The organism is Cupriavidus sp. 05T313 (assembly GCF_056396665.1).
Window position 1 is genome coordinate 1 of the sequence record NZ_JBFTLX010000153.1, and the last position, 17,797, is coordinate 17,797.

Here is a 17,797-nt window from a genome sequence, read left to right on the forward strand (position 1 = left end):
CCAGCGGACTGCATGCATTCGTGCGCAGCAGCGTGACGGGAACGCGCGCATCGGACGAAAGATAGTTGCCCTCCAGGAAGTCCGGCGCATTGACGACCTTGCGCATCTGCGCCTTGAATTCGTCCGTTTGCGTCCATTTCCAGTACCGCATGAAGCACGCGAGGTAGTTCGGCCCCGCGCAGTTCTGCAGGTTCAGGCTGGCCGGCGGCGGCGGCGCCTTGCTGGAATGACAGCGTGCGCAGGTATCGGCAAACACGTTCTTGCCCTGTTCAAGCAGCGCGGCGCCGGCCGGCAACGACACGTCCGCCAGGAATGACGCACCGCCCGGCGCATCGCTCAGGTGGTCCGGCGGGGTCGATTTCAGCAGGAACAGCGCCGTATTGAAGGTGCCGGCTTCCGTCGCCTTCCAATAGCTCGAGTTCCTCTGCGCCACGGAAAGTTCGATGGGCGTGATGGACTTGCCGCCGAGGATAGGATTGAAGTGCAGCAGCCACTCCTCGCTGAACAGCCCGATATTCAGGTACACCCGGTTCAGGGCGCCCAGCACCCCGACCGAGTCGGCACCATCCTTGAGGACGTGCGGCGTCCATACCGTATCGGGCGGCGCGTAGAACTGCGTCAGCGCGCCGCTTTTCACGAAGTCGTTGATCTGCCGGTTGTTCAGCTCGCCGCCGGCCAGCTTCTCCTGCCCGATCCGCTTCGCCACGCCCATGCGCGCCATCAGGTCGTAGAGCGCGTTCATGGTCCTGGGGTTGTTGATGTTGTCCGTGGAGACCAGCGAGGTATCCATGGCGCCCGGCCGGAACGTATGCACGAGTTGGAACATGAAATTCTGCTGGCCTTCGCGCGTCGATGCATTGTGGATGAAGAGCCGGTCCACCCACATATACTGCGCGCCCACCGTGGAGCTCAGGTCGGCCCATTTCGGATGCGCCGGGTCCGCGGGCGGATGGACCGGGCTGGGGCCTGCGTGGCAGAAGCCGCAGGCCATGCCCACGCGATAGGGGCGCACCAGGTCGGCTCTGTTGTAGTAGGCCGGATCGGTGTAATAGCGCTGCGGATCCCACGCCTTTGCGGCCTTCTCGTCAAAAGCCGGATTGGGAAACAGGCGCAACCCGACGATGCCGGTGGGATAGCCGTAGTAGGAGCCGACCGGGAGCTTCGCGCCGTTCGAGAAAGTGGTGCCGCGCGCGCCGGTCCTGACCCCTGGATAGGCCTGTTCGTTTTCGAACGGATCGGCCGGGCAATCCTTCACCCGTTGGTCGAGCCATAGCCCGAAGCGTTGCGGATCGGGCGCGAGGGGCTTTTCGAAACAAGGCTCGTTGACCAGGCCGAGGGAGCTCCAGCGGGTGTCGCGCGAATAGCCCTGGCCGGGATGCGAGCTGATGGACTTGAGCAGGTCGAAGGCGCCGAACGTGAAGTTCGTCATGCCGTCCCAGAACCTGTCGTTGCCGCCACTCCAGACGAGCCACATATTGCGGCCCATGATCTCTTCCCTGGTCAGGGCGACACCACGATCCATATCGTGAAAATAGTCTTCCGCGGCGTGCCGGAACGACTCCGCGCCGCGGCCCGCCTGCTGCGCCTCGTCCAGGACGTGACCCGGTTCCGGTTTCGAACACCCGCCCACGGCGATCGAGCCAATCAACGCAATAACCAGAACGATAGCTCTGCTGCCTGGATTCACCGCCGCCCCTCCCTGCCCAAGAGAATCGGCCATTTATCGCGCTATGGCCTTGCACCCCGGAGTCTTGATAAACCTAGGAATGACCTGGGGATAAGTCAAGGAAATTGCTGCAACGCGGTTATTTCAGCGTCGTCGCCAGGAGTGCCGGAGTTGCCGAAAATGGTGGATCTGAAAATCCGGATGACGGCCTCCAGCCATGCCGAATGGCGCATGCAAGCGGTTATTGGACAGGATCGACGCCGTCATCGGCTCAAGGAAGCGGACCTTGCGAATACCACCGTTGCCGCCATGCCGCTGCCCGGCCCCACCCGATCCCGGCCGGATCTCATAGCTTTCCAGCCGCACCGGGAACCGCCATTCCAGCACCTCCGGATCGGTCAGGCGCGAGTTGGTCATATTGGTCTGCACCACGTCGCAGCCGCTAAAGCCCTGCCCGGCGCCGCTGCCACCCGAGATGGTCTCGTAATACTGGTAGCGATCGTTGCCGAAGGTGAAGTTGTTCATGGTGCCCTGGCTGGCCGCCACCACGCCAAGCGCGCCGTAAAGCGCGTTGGTGATGCAAGAGGAAGTTTCCACGTTGCCCGATACCACCGAAGCCGGATAACGCGGATTCAGCATCGAGCCCTCGGGAATGATCACCCTGATCGGCTTGAGGCAGCCGGCATTGAGCGGGATATCCTCGTTGACCAGCGTGCGGAACACATAGAGCACGGCCGCCATGCACACCGCGCGCGGCGCATTGAAGTTGTTGGACAACTGCGCCGACGTGCCGGTGAAGTCCACCACCGCTTCGCGCCGGACCTGGTCCACGGTGACGCGCACCCGGATCTGGGCGCCGTTGTCCAGCGGATAGCGATAGGCGCCGTCCTTGAGCGCGGTGATGACGCGGCGCACGGCTTCCTCGGCGTTGTCCTGCACGTGCCCCATATAGGCACGCACCACCGGCAGGCCGAACTGCACCACCATCTTGCGCAATTCCTCCACGCCCTTGGCGTTGGCCGCCACTTGGGCACGCAGGTCGGCCATGTTCTGGTCGATATTGCGGGCCGGGTAGCGCGCGCCGGCCAGCAGCGCGCGCATGCCGGCATCGTCAAGCACGCCGGCCTTCACCAGCGGGAAGTTGTCGATCATCACGCCTTCCTCCTCGACCACCGTGGAGTCCGGCGGCATCGAGCCCGGCGTGATGCCACCGATATCGGCGTGATGGCCGCGAGAGCCGACGTAGAAGAGAATCTCCGCGCCGGCCTCGTCGAAGACCGGCGTGATCACCGTGACGTCGGGCAAGTGCGTGCCGCCGTTGTACGGATCGTTCAGCACGTAGACATCGCCGTCGGCCATGCGACCGGCATTGCGCGCGATCACGGTCTTGATGCTCTCGCCCATCGAACCAAGATGCACCGGCATATGCGGGGCGTTGGCGATCAGGTTGCCGCCGGCATCGAAGATCGCGCAGGAGAAGTCGAGCCGCTCCTTGATGTTCACCGAGTACGCCGTGTTCTGCAGGCGCTGGCCCATCTGCTCGGCGATCGACATGAACAGGTTGTTGAAGACCTCCAGCATGACCGGATCGGCGTCGGTGCCCATCGCGCGCCGCCGGGGACGCGGCACGGCGCGGGTCAGCACCAGGTGGTCGCGCGCGGTCAGCTGGGCCTGCCAGCCGGGCTCCACCACCGTGGTGGCATTGCGCTCGGCGATGATGGCCGGTCCCGGCAGCACGTCGCCGGGTCGCAGCGCATCGCGCGGGAACAGCCCGGTATCGTGCCAGTTGCCGCCGCTGAACATGCGCACCTGCTCCGCCGGCACCGGGCCGCCTGCGCGCGGCGGCGGCTCGGGCAGCTTTTCCTCGGGCGGTTCGCTGCTGCCGATGGCTTCCACCGACACGGCTTCCACCACCAGCGGCTTGCCTTGCATCAGGAAGGCATAGCGCTGCCGATAGGCCGCATCGAACGCGGCCTGCATGGCAGCCTGACTGCCGAATGGCACCACCAGCGCCGAATCCGTGCCCTCATAGCGCAGGTGCGCGCGGCGCACCACGTCGATCTGCGCCTCGGCCACCTCCTGCTCCAGCAACTCCCGGCGCGCCTCGCCTGCCAGCGTATCGAGCACAGCCTGCAGCACGGGCAGCGCCGCAGCGTCGAGCCGCGCCTCCACCGCCCGCTCGCGCATCGCGGTGCGGTCAGCCAGCCCCATGCCGTAGGCCGACAACACGCCGGCCAGCGGATGCACGAACACGGTCTGCATGCCAAGCGCGTCCGCCACCAGGCACGCATGCTGGCCGCCCGCGCCGCCGAAGGTGGTCAGCGTGTAGCCCGTCACGTCGTGGCCGCGCTGCACCGATATCTGCTTGATCGCATTGGCCATATTGCCCACGGCGATCTCGATGAAGCCCTCGGCCACCTGCTCGGCGCTGCGCGCATCGCCGGTGGCGGCTGACACGGCTTGCGCCAGCGCATCGAACTTCGCCACCACCACATCGCGATCCAGCGCCGCATCGGCGCGCGGGCCGAACACCGCGGGGAAATGGCCCGGCTGGATCTTGCCGAGCATGACGTTGCAGTCGGTCACCGCCAGCGGGCCGCCGCGCCGGTAGCTCGCCGGCCCGGGATTGGCGCCGGCGGAATCCGGGCCGACGCGGAAGCGGCTGCCGTCGAAATGCAGGATGGAGCCCCCGCCCGCGGCCACCGTGTGGATGCTCATCATGGGCGCGCGCATGCGCACGCCCGCCACGCTGGTTTCGAACACGCGCTCGAAATCGTTGGGATGGCTGCCGTTGAAATGCGAGACATCGGTGGACGTGCCGCCCATGTCGAAGCCGATGATGCGCCCGAAACCGGCGCTCTGCGACGAACGCACCATGCCGACGATGCCGCCGGCCGGGCCGGACAGGATGGCGTCCTTGCCCTGGAAGCGGTGCGCATCGGTCAGGCCGCCGCTGCTCTGCATGAATTGCAGCCGCACACCCGGCATCTGCTGCTCCACCTGTTCCACGTAGCGGCGCAGGATCGGCGACAGGTAGGCATCCACCACCGTGGTATCGCCCCGCGAGACCAGCTTCATCAGCGGCGACACCTGGTGCGACACGGAAATCTGCGTGAAGCCGGTCTGCCGCGCGATCCGCGCCGCCGCCAGCTCGTGCGCCGCTTGCCGGTAGCCGTGCAGGAACACGATGGCGATGGCGCGGATGCCGCTGTCGAACACGCGCCGCATATCGGCGCGCAGCGATGCCTCGTCGAGCGGCGTCACCGTTTCGCCCCGCGCGTCCAGGCGTTCGCCCACCTCCACCACTTCGCGGTAGAGCAGCTCCGGCAGCACGATATTCAGGTCGAACAGCCGGGGCCGGTTCTGGTAGGCGATGCGCAGCGCGTCCCGGAAACCGCGCGTGATGAACAGCGCCACCGGCTCGCCCTTGCGTTCCAGCAAGGCATTGGTCGCCACCGTGGTGCCCATCTTCACCACCTCCACCTGCGCCGGCGTGACTGGCTCGTCGGCCGCCAGCCCGAGCAGGTGGCGGATGCCGGCCACGGCGGCGTCGCTGTATTGCTCCGGATTCTCGGACAGCAGCTTGTGCGTGACCACCGTACCGTCCGGCCTGAGCCCGACCACATCGGTAAAGGTGCCGCCGCGGTCGATCCAGAATTGCCAGCGGCGGCGATCCGAGACATTGGCGGCGGAGAATGGCAGCGACATATGGGAGATTCCTTGCAGCGGTGTGATGGCAATGTCGGGGAAAAACCTGGAACGTCAGGCAAGCGATTCCCGTAGCAGCCCGGCCCCGGGCCGCTACGGAAGTCGCCGCTGCATCGGCAAGGGCGGTTACAGCGACGTGGCCGAGCGCGCGGCCTGCTCGTACAGGCCGGTCAGCACACGCAGCAGTCGTGCCAGCTCGCCGATCTCGGCGTTCTCCGCGCTGCCCGCGGAGAAATTGCTGGTCAGGCACTGCTCCCGGATCTCGCGGTAGCGCGCGCAGGCTTCCGTGCCGGCTGGCGTGGTGATGTAGGTGGCTTCCTTGCCGACCCGCTCGCCCTCCACCAGCGCCAGGCCCTGCAGCTTCTTGAGCGCGTAGGTGACGAGGTGGGTGTCCTCCACATTGAGCACAAAGCAGATATCGGCCAGCCGCTTGGGACGCGCGCGGTGGTTGACATGGTGGAGCACCAGCACATCCAGGAAAGTCAGGTCGCGCACGCCGGAGGCGCCCATGCAGCGCACCACCCAGCGGCTATAGGCGTTGTAGGCCGTGTTCAGGCCGAACTCGAACTCGGACAGTTCCGGGCTGCGCTCGGACACCAGGTGCGAAGACGACACGATATTCGGCCCGGACGATCGCGCAAACGCGCTGGCCGCGGACCGCGCGGACGCCTCGTTCCCGCTGCCGTCGTCGTCGGCCCGGGCTGGCTCGGATGCTGGCTTACGCGCCATGTCTTCACTCCTTTCGTGGGTTGGTGCCTGGACGGTATGACAAGGATGACTAGGTATATCCCCGATGCCGCCGCCACCATATTTGGCTTGACAGTTTATTAACAAATTATGAGGATAAACACAAAATAAATCCAAGCAAAACATCGGGGATGTCACCGTGGATTCTGCACGAAAACAGGGCGGAGAAAGCGATTCACGCACTATCCCAGGGACCTTCTCGCGCCCGGCAACGGGCTGGTTGCGCGGTGCGAATGCACTGGATAGACTCGATCCGAACCCTCCTGAGCGCGATTGAGCGCGAGCCCAATGTCCACGGATATCCATACATTACAGACAAAACTTCGCGATGGCGCGACTTCGCGGGCCGACGTGATCGCTGAAGCGGAGCAGCTTGCGCAGGCGCCGGCGGCCAATGCCGTCTTCCTGCGCACCACCTTCGACGCCGCGGCGCAGGTAGCGCGGGCGGCCGACGCCGCCAGCCTGGCCGGCAAGCCCCTGCATCCCCTGGCGGGCCTGCCGGTCTCGGTCAAGGACCTGTTCAATATCGCCGGCGAAGCCACGCACGCCGGCTCACCGGTACGCAGCGACGCGGCGGCAGCCACGGCCGATGCCACGGTGGTGCGCCGGCTGCGCGACAGCGGCGCGGCCCTGGTGGGCCGCACCAACATGACGGAGTTCGCCTTCTCCGGCGTGGGCATCAACCCGCATTTCGGCACGCCCGTGAACCCGGCGGATGCGCAGGTGGCACGTATTCCCGGCGGGTCGTCCTCCGGCGCCGCCGTCTCCGTGGCGCTGGGCCTGGCAGTGGCCGGGCTGGGCAGCGATACCGGCGGTTCCATCCGCATCCCTGCGGCCCTGTGCGGCCTGGCCGGCTTCAAGCCCACTGCCCGCCGCGTGCCGCTGGACGGCGCCTTCCCGCTGTCTTACACCCTGGATACCGCCTGCGCCATGGCGCGCACGGTGCATGACTGCGTCCTGGTGGACAGCGTGATCGCCGACGAGGCTGTCATCCCGGCCATCAAGGCCGCGGCCGGCATTCGCCTGGCCATCCCGCGCCAGTACCTGCTGGACGACCTCGACCCCGTCGTGGCGCGCGCCTTCGACCGTGCCCTGGGCCGGTTGTCCGCGGCCGGCGTGCAGATCGAGCACATCGACCTGCCCGAACTGACCGAACTGCCCGCCATCAACGCCGCGGGCGGCTTCACCGCCGCCGAGGCCTATGCCATCCACCGCCACGCGCTGGCCACCCGGCGCGAGCAATACGACCCCCGCGTAGCCTCGCGCATCGACCGCGGCGCCAGCATGGGCGCAGCCGACTATGTCGACCTTATGCGCGCCCGCGCCGACTGGATCGCGCGGGTTGCGGCGCGCATCGGCGGCTTCGACGCCGTGGCCTGCCCCACCGTGCCGATGGTGGCGCCGCCGATCGCCCCGCTGGTGGCGGACGATGCCCTGTTCTTCCGCACCAATGCCCTGCTGCTGCGCAATACCTCGGCCTTCAACTTCCTTGACGGCTGTTCGATCTCGCTGCCCTGCCACCAGCCCGACGAATTGCCGGTCGGCCTGATGCTCTCGCACGGTGCGCTGCGCGACGCGCAACTGCTGGGCACGGCAATTGCATTGGAATCCATCGTCAAGCCGGCCGCCTGAGGCGCCGGGCCAAGCCGCACACCGCCGTGCAATCCATGAGCCAGGTTGCACGGGCAGCAAAGATAAGAAACAAAAGTCAAAGACAGACAAAGACGTATCAGCCAAAACGATCAACCAGGAGAGATCGATGCAAGGGAAGGCAACACTGAAGTACATGCTGCTGGGCGGGGTGCTTGCCACCTCCTCCGTCATGATGTCCGCCGCGCAAGCCGAGACCAAATGGGACCTGCCGACCGGCTACCCGGTCAGCAACCTGCACACCGAGAACCTGCAGCAAATGGCCAGCGACGTGGAGAAGGCCACCGGCGGCAAGCTGAAGATCGTGATCCACCCCAACGGTTCGCTGCTCAAGGCCAACGAGATCAAGCGCGGCGTGCAGACCGGCCAGGTCCAGATGGGCGAGATCCTGATGTCGCTGCTGGCCAACGAGAACCCGGTGTTCGGCGTGGATGCGGTGCCCTTCCTGGCCACCAGCTACCAGGACTCCTACAAGCTGTGGCAGGCCTCGCGCGCTGTCACCGACAAGGTGCTCGACAAGCAAGGCCTGAAACTGCTGTACGCGGTGGCCTGGCCGCCGCAAGGCATCTACGCCAACAAGCCGCTCAACAACGCGGGCGACATGAAGGGCCTGAAGTGGCGCGCCTATAACCCCGCCACCTCCAAGATCGCCGAGCTCGTGGGCGCGCAGCCGGTGACGATCCAGGCCGCCGACCTCGCCCAGGCGCTGGCGACGGGCACTGTGAACTCCTTCATGTCCTCGGGCGCCACCGGCGTCGACACCAAGGTGTGGGAGAGCGTGAAGTACTTCTACACCGTCGATGCCTGGCTGCCCAAGAACATGCTGGTGGTCAGCAAGAAGTCTTTCGCCGCGCTGGACAAGCCGACCCAGGACGCCCTGCTCAAGACCGTTGCCGAGGCCGAGAAGCGCGGCTGGCAGGTATCGGAGCAGAAAACGCGTGAGTACCTGGCCGTGCTCGGCAAGAACGGCATGACGGTGCAGCCGCCCTCGCCCCAGCTCAAGCAGGACATGCAGAAAGTTGGCCAGGTGATGGTGGACGAATGGGCCAAGGGCGCCGGCGACGACGGCAAGGCCATTCTCGACGCCTACAAGAAGTAAGCGAAGTAGCGAGAAACAAGCGATCCGTATCCGGCCGCGGCGGCACTGCCTGCCGCCACGGCCACTGCTGCCGCAGCATCCCGCGCCCTTTTTTCACCGCATTCTCCCTCCCCTCTCGCCATGGAAGCTCCTTCCGTCAACAAGCGCTGGCTGGACCGGCTGCTTGACCTGTTCGCCGTGCTCGGCGCGCTATGCATTCTCGGGGTCTGCATCATCATGATCCTGATGTCGTTCTCGCGCGAGACCACCATCATCTTCAAGGGCGGCGACGACATCGTTGCGTGGCTGTGCGCCGCTTCCGCCTTCCTCGTCCTTGGCCAGACCTTCCAGCATGGCGGCATCGTGCGCGTGGAAATGTTGCTGGAGGCCGTCAAACCGCGCATGCGCTGGTGGCTCGAACTGGTCTCGCTGGTCATCTGCGCGGTGTTCGCCGCCTATGCCACCTGGGCCTTGTTCTCCTTCGCCTGGCAGAGCTGGGAGATCGGCGATGTCTCGCAGGGCCAGATCGTGGTGCCGCTGTGGATTCCGCAGAGCTTCGCGGTGCTGGGCTGTGCCGGCTTCATGCTGGCAGTGCTCGACGAACTGCAGCGCGTGGCGCGCCGGCAAAAGCCGCGCTACCAGCTGGCGCAGGAAGCCAAGCTGGCCGCCGGCGATTTCGGGGAGACCGTCTGATGAGCACCGTCCTGATTTCCCTGATCCTGCTGGTGGTGATGATCGTCTTCCTGGTCATCGGCGCGTGGATTCCGGTTGCCATCGCCGTCACCTCCTGGGTGGGGCTGGTGGTCTTCGCCGACCGCGATGCGCTGGTCAATCTGGCCAATGCCTGGTGGTCGTCCAGCGCTTCCTATACGCTGGCATCGCTGCCGCTCTTTGTCTGGATGGGCGAGATACTCTTCCGCACCAAGCTGTCCGAGCAGATGTTCAACGGGCTGTCGCCCTGGCTGAACTGGCTGCCGGGGCGGCTGATGCACGTCAACATCCTGGGGTGCGGCATCTTCGGCTCCGTGTCGGGCTCGTCGGCCGCCACCTGCGCCACCATCGCCAAATCCGCGCTGCCCGAACTGACACGGCGCGGCTACGACGAGCGCGTCACGCTGGGCTCGCTGTCGTGCGCCGGCACGCTCGGCATCCTGATTCCGCCTTCGATCACCATGGTGGTCTATGCGGTCTCGGCCGATGTGTCGATCATCCGCGTGTTCCTGGCCGGCTTCCTGCCCGGCCTGCTGCTGATGCTGCTGTTCTCCGGCTATATCGTGGTGTGGGCGCTCTCGAACCCGGACAAGACGCCGCAGGCGGAACGCTTCGACTGGCGCTCGCGGCTCGCCTCGATCCGCCAGCTGATGCCCTGCATCGTGCTCATCGCCTTTATCACCTGGATCATGATCACCGGCTACTCCACCGCCACGGAAGCCGCGGCATACGGCGTGGTGGCTTCGCTGGCGCTGGCGTGGGTGGGCGGATCGCTGACGCGCAAGGCCTTCTGGGAGAGCCTGATGTCGGCCACCCGGCTGACCGCGATGATCATGTTCGTCCTGGGCGCCACCTCCTTCCTGTCGGTGACCATGAGCTTCACGGGCATCCCGCGCGCGCTGGCGGAATGGGTGGCCGCGATGCACCTGTCGCCATGGGCGCTGATCGCCGTGCTGACGGTGATCTATATCCTGCTGGGGACCGCGCTCGACGGCATTTCCATGATCGCGCTGACCACCGCCACGGTGCTGCCGATGGTGCAGGCGGCGGGTTTCGATCTGGTATGGTTCGGGATATTCATCGTGCTGCTGGTGGAAATCGCCGAAGTGACGCCGCCGGTGGGGTTCAACCTGTTCGTGCTGCAGAGCATGRCAGGCAAGGACAGCAACTACATAGCCCGGGTGTCGCTGCCATTCTTCATGATGATGGTGGTGGCGATCGCCATCGTCACCGTGTGGCCGGAAATCGTCACCTGGCTGCCCGACGTGGTCATGCAAAAAGAGTTGAAGTAGCCATCGACAGCGAGGGCCGGTCCGGCCCTCAACGGAGTGCCATGCATGTGATCGTGATCGGCGCCGGCGTGATCGGCGTCTGCTCCGCCTGGTACCTGCGCGAAGCCGGCTTCGAAGTGACCGTGGTCGAACGGCGCGCCGCGCCGGCGCAGGAATCCAGCTTCGGCAATGCCGGCGTGATCGCGCCCGGCTACGTTACCCCGTGGGCCGCGCCCGGCATGCCGGGCAAGGTGCTGCGCAACCTCTTTGCCAGCACCTCGCCCGTGCTGTTCCGGCCCAGCGCCGATCCGGCCATGTGGCGCTGGATCGCGCGCTGGCTGGGCGAATGCACGCTGGAGCGCTACCGTGTCAACAAGCTGCGCATGCAGCGCCTGGCCTTCTACAGCCGGGAATGCCTGCACACGCTGCGCAGCCAGCTGGAGATCGACTACGAGCAGTCGCAAGGCTACCTGCAACTGTTCCGCACCGAGCGCGACCGGAGCCTGGCCGAACCGGCGCTGGCCTTGCTGCGCGAGCACAAGGTGCCGCACCGGCTGGTCGATGCCGCTGGCTGCCGGGGCATCGAGCCCGGCCTCACCACCGACACGCCGCTGGCCGGCGGGCTGCACCTGCCCGAGGACGAATCCGGCAACTGCCCGATGTTCGTGCGCCGGCTGCGCATGCTGGCGGAAGCCGCCGGCGTGCGCTTCGTCATGGACAGCCACGCCTGTGCGCTGCGGCCGCTGCCGGGCGGCAAGCTCGCGCTGGACCTGCGCGCCGGCGCTGCCGGCGCCACGCGCGAAACACGCACCGCCGATCGCGTACTGGTGAGCGCCGGCGTCGCCAGCGCCGCCTTGCTGCGCCCGCTTGGCCTGCGCATCCCGCTCTACCCGGTCAAAGGCTACTCCGCCACGGTGCAGGTCAGCGACGAACTGCAGGCGCCGCTGGCCGCGCTGATGGACGAGTCGTACAAGGTGGCCGTCACGCGCATGGGCAACCGCATGCGGATTGCCGGCACCGCCGAACTCGGCTCGCGCAAGCTCGACCTGCGCCCCGCCGCCATCAACACCTTGCTCAAGGTGGCGCGCGACTGGTTTCCCGTCGCCGGCCACTATGACAACGCCACGCTATGGGCCGGCGCCCGCCCCATGCTGCCTGACGGCCCGCCGCTGATTGGCGCCACCGCCGTGCCCGGCCTTTTTCTCAACCTGGGTCACGGCTCCACGGGCTGGGCCATGGCATGCGGCTCCGGCCGCATCGCCGCCGACCTGATCGCGGGCAACCACCCCGGCATCGACCTGGACGGCCTGACCCCCGCCCGCTATGGCTTAGGCCCGCGCTGACCATGCAAACCCCTACCCAGATCCCGCCCACGCACGCGCCAGCCACGGTACTGCCCACCGACGCCTGGCTGCCCCTGGACACCGCCAGCGCCAGCGAGATCCCGCTTTACGGCGTGGCGGCCATCCGCCAGGTCGAAGCCACCGCCATGGCCAGCCTGCCCGCCTTCGAACTGATGACGCGGGCAGGAAATACCGCGGCCGCCTGGCTGGCACACCATGCCCCGGCTGGCCCGCTGCTGTTGCTGGCCGGACCCGGCAACAACGGCGGCGACGCATTGGTGGCCGCCACCCGTCTGCACCAGGCCGGGCGCCAGGTCCAGGTGTGGCTGACCGCCGAGCCCGATCGCCTGCCCGCCGACGCCGGCCGCGCCTGGCTCGAGGCGCGCGCGGCGGGCGTCACGCTGCGCGCGCTGCCGGAGACGGCCTGCCACGGCACCCTGCCTGCGATTCCCGGGGATACCCGCGCGCTGGTCGACGGACTGCTCGGCATCGGCCTGAACCGTGCCGCCGATGGCTTTATGGCGCAGTGGATCGCGCATCTGGCGGACTCAGAGTTGCCGGTGTTCGCGCTCGACATCCCGAGCGGGCTGTTCGCCGATACCGGCGGCGGCGCGCCGGCGGTCCGCGCCTGCCGCACGCTGACCTTCATTGCGGCCAAGCCGGGCCTGCTGACGCTCGATGGACGCGATTGCGCGGGTGAAGTCGATATCGCCCCGCTGGGCCTGCCCTACCCCCCGGCCCAGCCGGCCTGCGCCACGGTCAACGTGCCGGCTTCGTTCGCCAGGGCACTGCCCGCGCGCCGCCATGCCACCAACAAGGGCACGTTCGGCTCGCTCGCCGTGATCGGCGGCGGCATCGGCATGACCGGCGCGCCGCTGCTCGGCGCGCGCGCCGCGCTGCACCTTGGCGCCGGGCGCGTGCACATCGGCTTCCTGGCGCAGCCCGCGCCGCTGCTAGACCCCGTGCAACCGGAACTGATGCTGCACCCGATCGCGGAGATCGCGCTGTCTGCCATGTCCGCGCTGGTGGTCGGCCCGGGCATGGGCACCGGCACGGCGGCACGCGAGCAGTTCGCGCAACTGCTGCACGGCAGCGCCTGCGCCGCCGAGTTGCCCGCCCTGGTACTGGACGCCGACGCGCTGAACCTGCTCGCCTCGGATGCCGCGCTGGCTGCCATGCTGGAGGGCAGCCCGCTGGTGCGCGTGATGACACCCCACCCGCTCGAAGCCGCCCGGCTGGCCGGCCTCGGCGTGGCGGAAATCCAGCGCGACCGCCTGGCGGCGGCACGCTTGCTGGCCACGCAATGGCAGGCCGTGATCGTGCTCAAAGGCTCCGGCACAGTGATCGCGGCGCCACCGGACGCCAGCGGCAACGTAGCGCTGTCGGTCAACCCGACCGGCAACGCCGGGCTAGCGACTGCCGGCACCGGCGACGTGCTGGCCGGCATGATCGGCGCCCTGCTCGCCCAGGGCATGCCGGCGCTACAAGCGGCGCAGGCGGCGGTCTGGCTGCACGGACGCGCCGCCGACCAACTTGTGGCTCACGGCACAGGCCCCGCCGGACTCACCGCCAGCGAGCTCTACACGCCGATGCGCAGCCTGTTCAATGCCTTGCTGCGAGATCCGCGCGGCTCATGAACAAGGCCACCGACAGCGTTACCCGGCTGTCCGCCGCAAGCGCGACAGCCACTTCGCCGGCCCGGCGCCAGTTGCTCACCGGCATTGCCCTGCTGGTGCTCGGCCAGTGGATCCTCAGCCTGCTGGACGCCAGCAGCAAGACGTTGACGCAGCAAGGCCTGCCGGTGGCAGCGGTAGCCTGGGTGCGCTATGTCGGCCATGTGATCGCCATCTTCCTGCTGCTAGGGCCGGCGCGCTTCCGCCAGCAATGGCGTCCGGTAAAGCCCGGCCTGCAATGGCTGCGCGGCGGGCTGATGCTGGTTTCGACCCTGGTGTTCTTCAGCGTGCTCAAGCTGATGCCGCTGGCCGAGGCCACCGCGCTCAATTTCTGTGCCCCGCTCTTCGTGGTGGCGCTGTCGCCCTGGCTGCTCGGCGAGCGGCCGGGACGGCATGCGCGCGTCAGCCGCTGGAGTGGCGTGGCGATCGGCTTCGCCGGCATGCTGATCGTGGTGCGGCCGGGCGGCGAGCTGAGCGGGGCGGGTATTGCGCTGGGCCTGCTGTCCGCGCTGGTGTTCGCGCTGATGCAGATGCTGACGCGACGCATCGCCGCGCACGACGCCCCCATGACCACCCTGATCCAGAGTGGCGTCACCGGCGCCGCCCTGACCACGCTGCTGGTGCCCTTTTTCTGGTTCCACGCGGTGCCCACGCCCCTGCAAGCGGTGCTGCTGGTGAGCACCGGCATCACCGGTTCGGTTGGACATTATTTTGTGATCCGGGCGTTCCAGTATGCCGATGCCTCGTTTCTCAGCCCCTTTCTCTATTTGCAGATCCTGTCGGCCACGACGATCGGCTACCTGGCATTCGGCCAGTTGCCGGACTGGATCACGGCGCTGGGCGTGGCGGTGATCTGCGCCGGCGGCGTGTGTGTGGCGGGAGGGGAATCGGCATTGCGCGCGGTCGCCCGCCGGCTTGGCCGCCCGGGCTGATGTCAGAACACCACCGATAGCCGGAAAGGATTCGCCCTGCTATTGTTTCCGCTAATGGCATGAATGCTGTGCTTTGCTGCCAAATCCTAAAGTCGCGCCAAAAGTGCGCGTTATACTTAAGCCGCTCCCGACGGCCGGACCAGGCCCGCCAAACGGCCTGCCCGGGAACAATAAAATATGGCTGAAACCTAGCTTAGAACGGTACTTCCGCGCTGGCCTTCAAGAATTACGCACGCATGCCCACAGACCTACACGCCTGGCACTCTCTCCTGCAACATCACGACGCCATTCGCGAGACGCCGATGCGCGAGTGGTTCGCCGACGGCGCCGCCAGCCAGCGCGTCAAGCAGTTCTCGCTGGAAGCCGCAGGCCTGTATCTCGACTACTCGAAAAACCGCATTACGCCACAGACCGTGGCATTGCTGATGCAGCTGGCGGACGAAGCCGGCGTACCCAAGCGCCGGGATGCCATGTTCGCGGGCGACCACATCAATGCCACCGAGGACCGCGCGGTGCTGCACATTGCGTTGCGCGCCGGTCCCGACGCAAGCTTCAAGGTGGATGGCAAGCCGGTGATGCCCGCCATCCACGACGTACTGAACCGCATGCGGGTGTTCTCGGAACGCGTGCGCAGCGGCGACTGGACCGGCGCCACGGGCAAGCGCATCACGGACGTCATCAATATCGGCATCGGCGGCTCGGACCTCGGCCCGCGCATGGTGTGCCGCGCGCTCTCCCACCTGGCGGGCAACGGGCCGCGCATGCATTTCGTCTCCAATGTGGACGGCACCGAACTGGCCGAGACCCTGGATCGGCTCGACCCTGAGCAGACCCTGGTGATTGTCTGCTCGAAGACCTTCACCACGCTGGAAACCATGGCCAACGCCTGTAGCGCGCGCCAGTGGTTCCTTGACAGGGGCGTGGCCAGGAACCAGCTGGCCAGCCATTTCGCCGCCGTATCCACCAACGTGGAGGCGGTGCGCGCTTTCGGCATCGACCCCGCGCATATGTTCGAATTCTGGGACTGGATCGGCGGACGCTTCTCGCTGTGGTCCTCGGTCGGGCTGTCGATCGCACTGGCGGTGGGCTTCGATGCCTTCGCCGACCTGCTGGCCGGCGGCCGCGCCATGGACGAGCATTTCAGCAGTGCGCCGCTGGAGCGGAACATGCCGGTCGTGCTGGGCATGATCGGCATCTGGTACCGCAATTTCTTCGGCATGCCGACCAGTTGCATGGCACCGTATTCGACCTCGCTCGAATTGTTTCCCGCCTTCCTGCAGCAACTGGAAATGGAGAGCAACGGCAAATCCGTCCAGCTCGATGGCCGGCACGTGCGCGCCCATACCGCGCCGGTGGTCTGGGGCTCCGCCGGCACCAACGGCCAGCATGCTTATTTCCAGCTGATCCACCAGGGCTCGCAGATCGTGCCGGTGGATTTCGTGGCTCCGCTGCGGCCCCCGCGCGTCCTGCCCGGCCATCATGCCAAGCTGCTTGCCAATTGCTTTGCCCAGGCCGAGGCGCTCATGCGCGGGCGCACCGCGGAGGAACTGCGCGCGAGCGGCCTGAGCGATGAAATCCGCATCGCCCACATGGTGTTCGAGGGCAATCGCCCAAGCAACACGCTGCTGATGGAAGACGTCACGCCACACACGCTCGGCGCGCTGATCGCGCTTTATGAGCACCGCACCTTTGTGCAGGGCGTGGTGTGGAACATCAATTCATTCGACCAATGGGGCGTGGAACTGGGCAAGATCCTGGCCAAGCCGATCGAGTGCGAGCTCACTGGCGAGGCCAACGCGGCCGCCAGTGGCCAGGAGCCTGCGCACGATGCCTCCACCAGCGCCCTGATCGCGCGGGCGCGGGCGGCACTGGGCAACGCCTGACGCTGGCCCAGCGCCTACACGGGGGCCGTCATCCATTCGTCGCTGGCCACGCGGCCGGCGTCGATGGTCAGGATGCGCCCGCAGCGGGCTGCCACGGAGCGATCGTGCGTGACCAGCACCAGCGTTGAGCCGGCATCGCGATTGAGCTCGAACATCAACGCAATCACGGCCTCGCCGGTAGCCGTGTCGAGACTGCCGGTAGGCTCGTCGGCAAAGAGGATATCGGGACGCGCCACAAAGGCGCGCGCCAGCGCCACGCGYTGCTGCTCGCCGCCGGAGAGCGTGCGCGGATAGTGGGACAGGCGCCCGCCCAGTCCTACCCGCGCAAGCATGTCGGCGGCGCGCTCGCGGACACCGGCGGTTTCGCCGCGCAACTCCAGCGGCAGCATCACGTTCTCCAGGGCATTCAGGTGCCCGACCAGCTGGAAAGACTGGAACACAAAGCCCACATGGCGCCCGCGCTGCGCGGCGCGCTGGTCTTCGTCGAGCTGGAACAGGTCCTGGCCATTGAGCCTGACGGTGCCCGTGGTAGGCAGGTCCAGGCCCGCCAGCAAGCCAAGCAGGGTTGACTTGCCCGAGCCGGATGCGCCGACAATGGCCAGCGTTTCGCCGGGCGTGACGGAAAACGTGACGTCATGCAAAATCGTCAGCGAACCCGTCGTGTCGGCTACGGTCTTTCCTAATGACTCGACTGCAAGAATGGATGAAGACATGAGCAAGAAGTTCTGGTGCGGTTGGCGAAAGCTGGCGCTGGCGGTATGCACGGCCACGCTGCTGCCTGCGGCGGCGCCGATGGCCCGGGCGGCAGCGCCCGCCATCCTGGTGCTGGGCGACAGCCTGTCCGCGGAATACGGCATCGCGCGCGATGCCGGCTGGGTCAAGCTGCTGGAGACGCGGTTGCGGGCGGAGCGTTTCGATTATAGCGTCGTGAATGCCAGCATCAGCGGCGAGACCACGGTAGGCGGCAAGACACGCCTGCCCGACCTGCTGGCGCGGCACCACCCTGCGGTGGTCATCGTCGAACTGGGCGCCAACGATGCCTTGCGCGGCCTGCCGCTGCAGACCACCGAGGCCAACCTGCGCAGCATCGTCGCCAGCGCGCAGCAAGCCAAGGCCGGCGTGCTGCTCGTGGGGA

General features: G+C 67.0%; 11 protein-coding genes and 2 pseudogenes. 9 read left to right on the forward strand and 4 right to left on the reverse strand.

Going from position 1 to position 17,797, the window contains the following annotated elements:
* The 3 genes and pseudogenes from AC1DKD_RS27270 to AC1DKD_RS27280 form a co-directional block, all read right to left on the reverse strand.
* A pseudogene (locus tag AC1DKD_RS27270) lies at positions 1-1,648 on the reverse strand (hypothetical protein); the annotation flags it as partial.
* Between the two features lie 225 nt (positions 1,649-1,873).
* Positions 1,874-5,374: pseudogene (locus tag AC1DKD_RS27275) on the reverse strand (hydantoinase B/oxoprolinase family protein); the annotation flags it as partial.
* Between the two features lie 126 nt (positions 5,375-5,500).
* On the reverse strand, positions 5,501-6,103 hold the full coding sequence (locus tag AC1DKD_RS27280; RefSeq protein ID WP_045237773.1) for a winged helix DNA-binding protein: 603 nt from the start codon (positions 6,101-6,103) through the stop codon (positions 5,501-5,503).
* Positions 6,104-6,409: 306 nt separating this feature from the next.
* On the opposite strand from AC1DKD_RS27280, the gene AC1DKD_RS27285 reads away from it, so the two are divergent.
* The 8 genes from AC1DKD_RS27285 to pgi all read left to right on the forward strand — a co-directional run bounded on the left by AC1DKD_RS27285 (position 6,410) and on the right by pgi (position 16,662).
* Positions 6,410-7,753 (forward strand): amidase, encoded by a 1,344-nt coding sequence (locus tag AC1DKD_RS27285; protein WP_477111192.1) that lies wholly within the window; start codon positions 6,410-6,412, stop codon positions 7,751-7,753.
* 154 nt (positions 7,754-7,907) lie between these two features.
* Positions 7,908-8,870, forward strand: coding sequence for a TRAP transporter substrate-binding protein (locus AC1DKD_RS27290; protein WP_441634113.1), 963 nt, complete (start codon positions 7,908-7,910; stop codon positions 8,868-8,870).
* A gap of 120 nt (positions 8,871-8,990) precedes the next feature.
* Positions 8,991-9,542, forward strand: coding sequence for a TRAP transporter small permease subunit (locus AC1DKD_RS27295; RefSeq protein ID WP_276291272.1), 552 nt, complete (start codon positions 8,991-8,993; stop codon positions 9,540-9,542).
* Positions 9,542-10,852: a TRAP transporter large permease gene (locus tag AC1DKD_RS27300; protein WP_477143925.1), complete on the forward strand. Its 1,311-nt coding sequence runs from the start codon at positions 9,542-9,544 to the stop codon at positions 10,850-10,852. The genes AC1DKD_RS27295 and AC1DKD_RS27300 overlap by 1 nt, the downstream gene beginning before the upstream one ends.
* A gap of 41 nt (positions 10,853-10,893) precedes the next feature.
* The gene (locus AC1DKD_RS27305) at positions 10,894-12,174 is read left to right on the forward strand and encodes a D-amino acid dehydrogenase (protein WP_477111191.1); all 1,281 of its coding nucleotides are present in this window, start codon (positions 10,894-10,896) and stop codon (positions 12,172-12,174) included.
* A 2-nt stretch (positions 12,175-12,176) separates the two neighbouring features.
* On the forward strand, positions 12,177-13,811 hold the full coding sequence (locus tag AC1DKD_RS27310; protein WP_477111190.1) for an NAD(P)H-hydrate dehydratase: 1,635 nt from the start codon (positions 12,177-12,179) through the stop codon (positions 13,809-13,811).
* Positions 13,808-14,779, forward strand: a complete 972-nt coding sequence (locus AC1DKD_RS27315; protein WP_441634876.1) for a DMT family transporter — start codon at positions 13,808-13,810, stop codon at positions 14,777-14,779. The genes AC1DKD_RS27310 and AC1DKD_RS27315 overlap by 4 nt, the downstream gene beginning before the upstream one ends.
* A gap of 236 nt (positions 14,780-15,015) precedes the next feature.
* The gene (pgi, locus tag AC1DKD_RS27320; protein WP_477103194.1) at positions 15,016-16,662 is read left to right on the forward strand and encodes a glucose-6-phosphate isomerase; all 1,647 of its coding nucleotides are present in this window, start codon (positions 15,016-15,018) and stop codon (positions 16,660-16,662) included.
* A gap of 14 nt (positions 16,663-16,676) precedes the next feature.
* Here the strand turns inward: pgi and AC1DKD_RS27325 are convergent, their stop codons facing one another.
* Positions 16,677-17,375 carry an ABC transporter ATP-binding protein gene (locus AC1DKD_RS27325; RefSeq protein ID WP_045237779.1) on the reverse strand — a complete coding sequence of 233 codons (699 nt, stop codon included), beginning with the start codon at positions 17,373-17,375 and terminating at the stop codon, positions 16,677-16,679.
* Between AC1DKD_RS27325 and AC1DKD_RS27330 the strand changes: the two genes are divergently transcribed.
* Positions 17,374-17,797 (forward strand): GDSL-type esterase/lipase family protein (locus AC1DKD_RS27330; protein ID WP_477143926.1); only part of this gene is annotated, 424 nt, incomplete at its 3' end. The two genes, AC1DKD_RS27325 and AC1DKD_RS27330, sit on opposite strands and share 2 nt — an antisense overlap.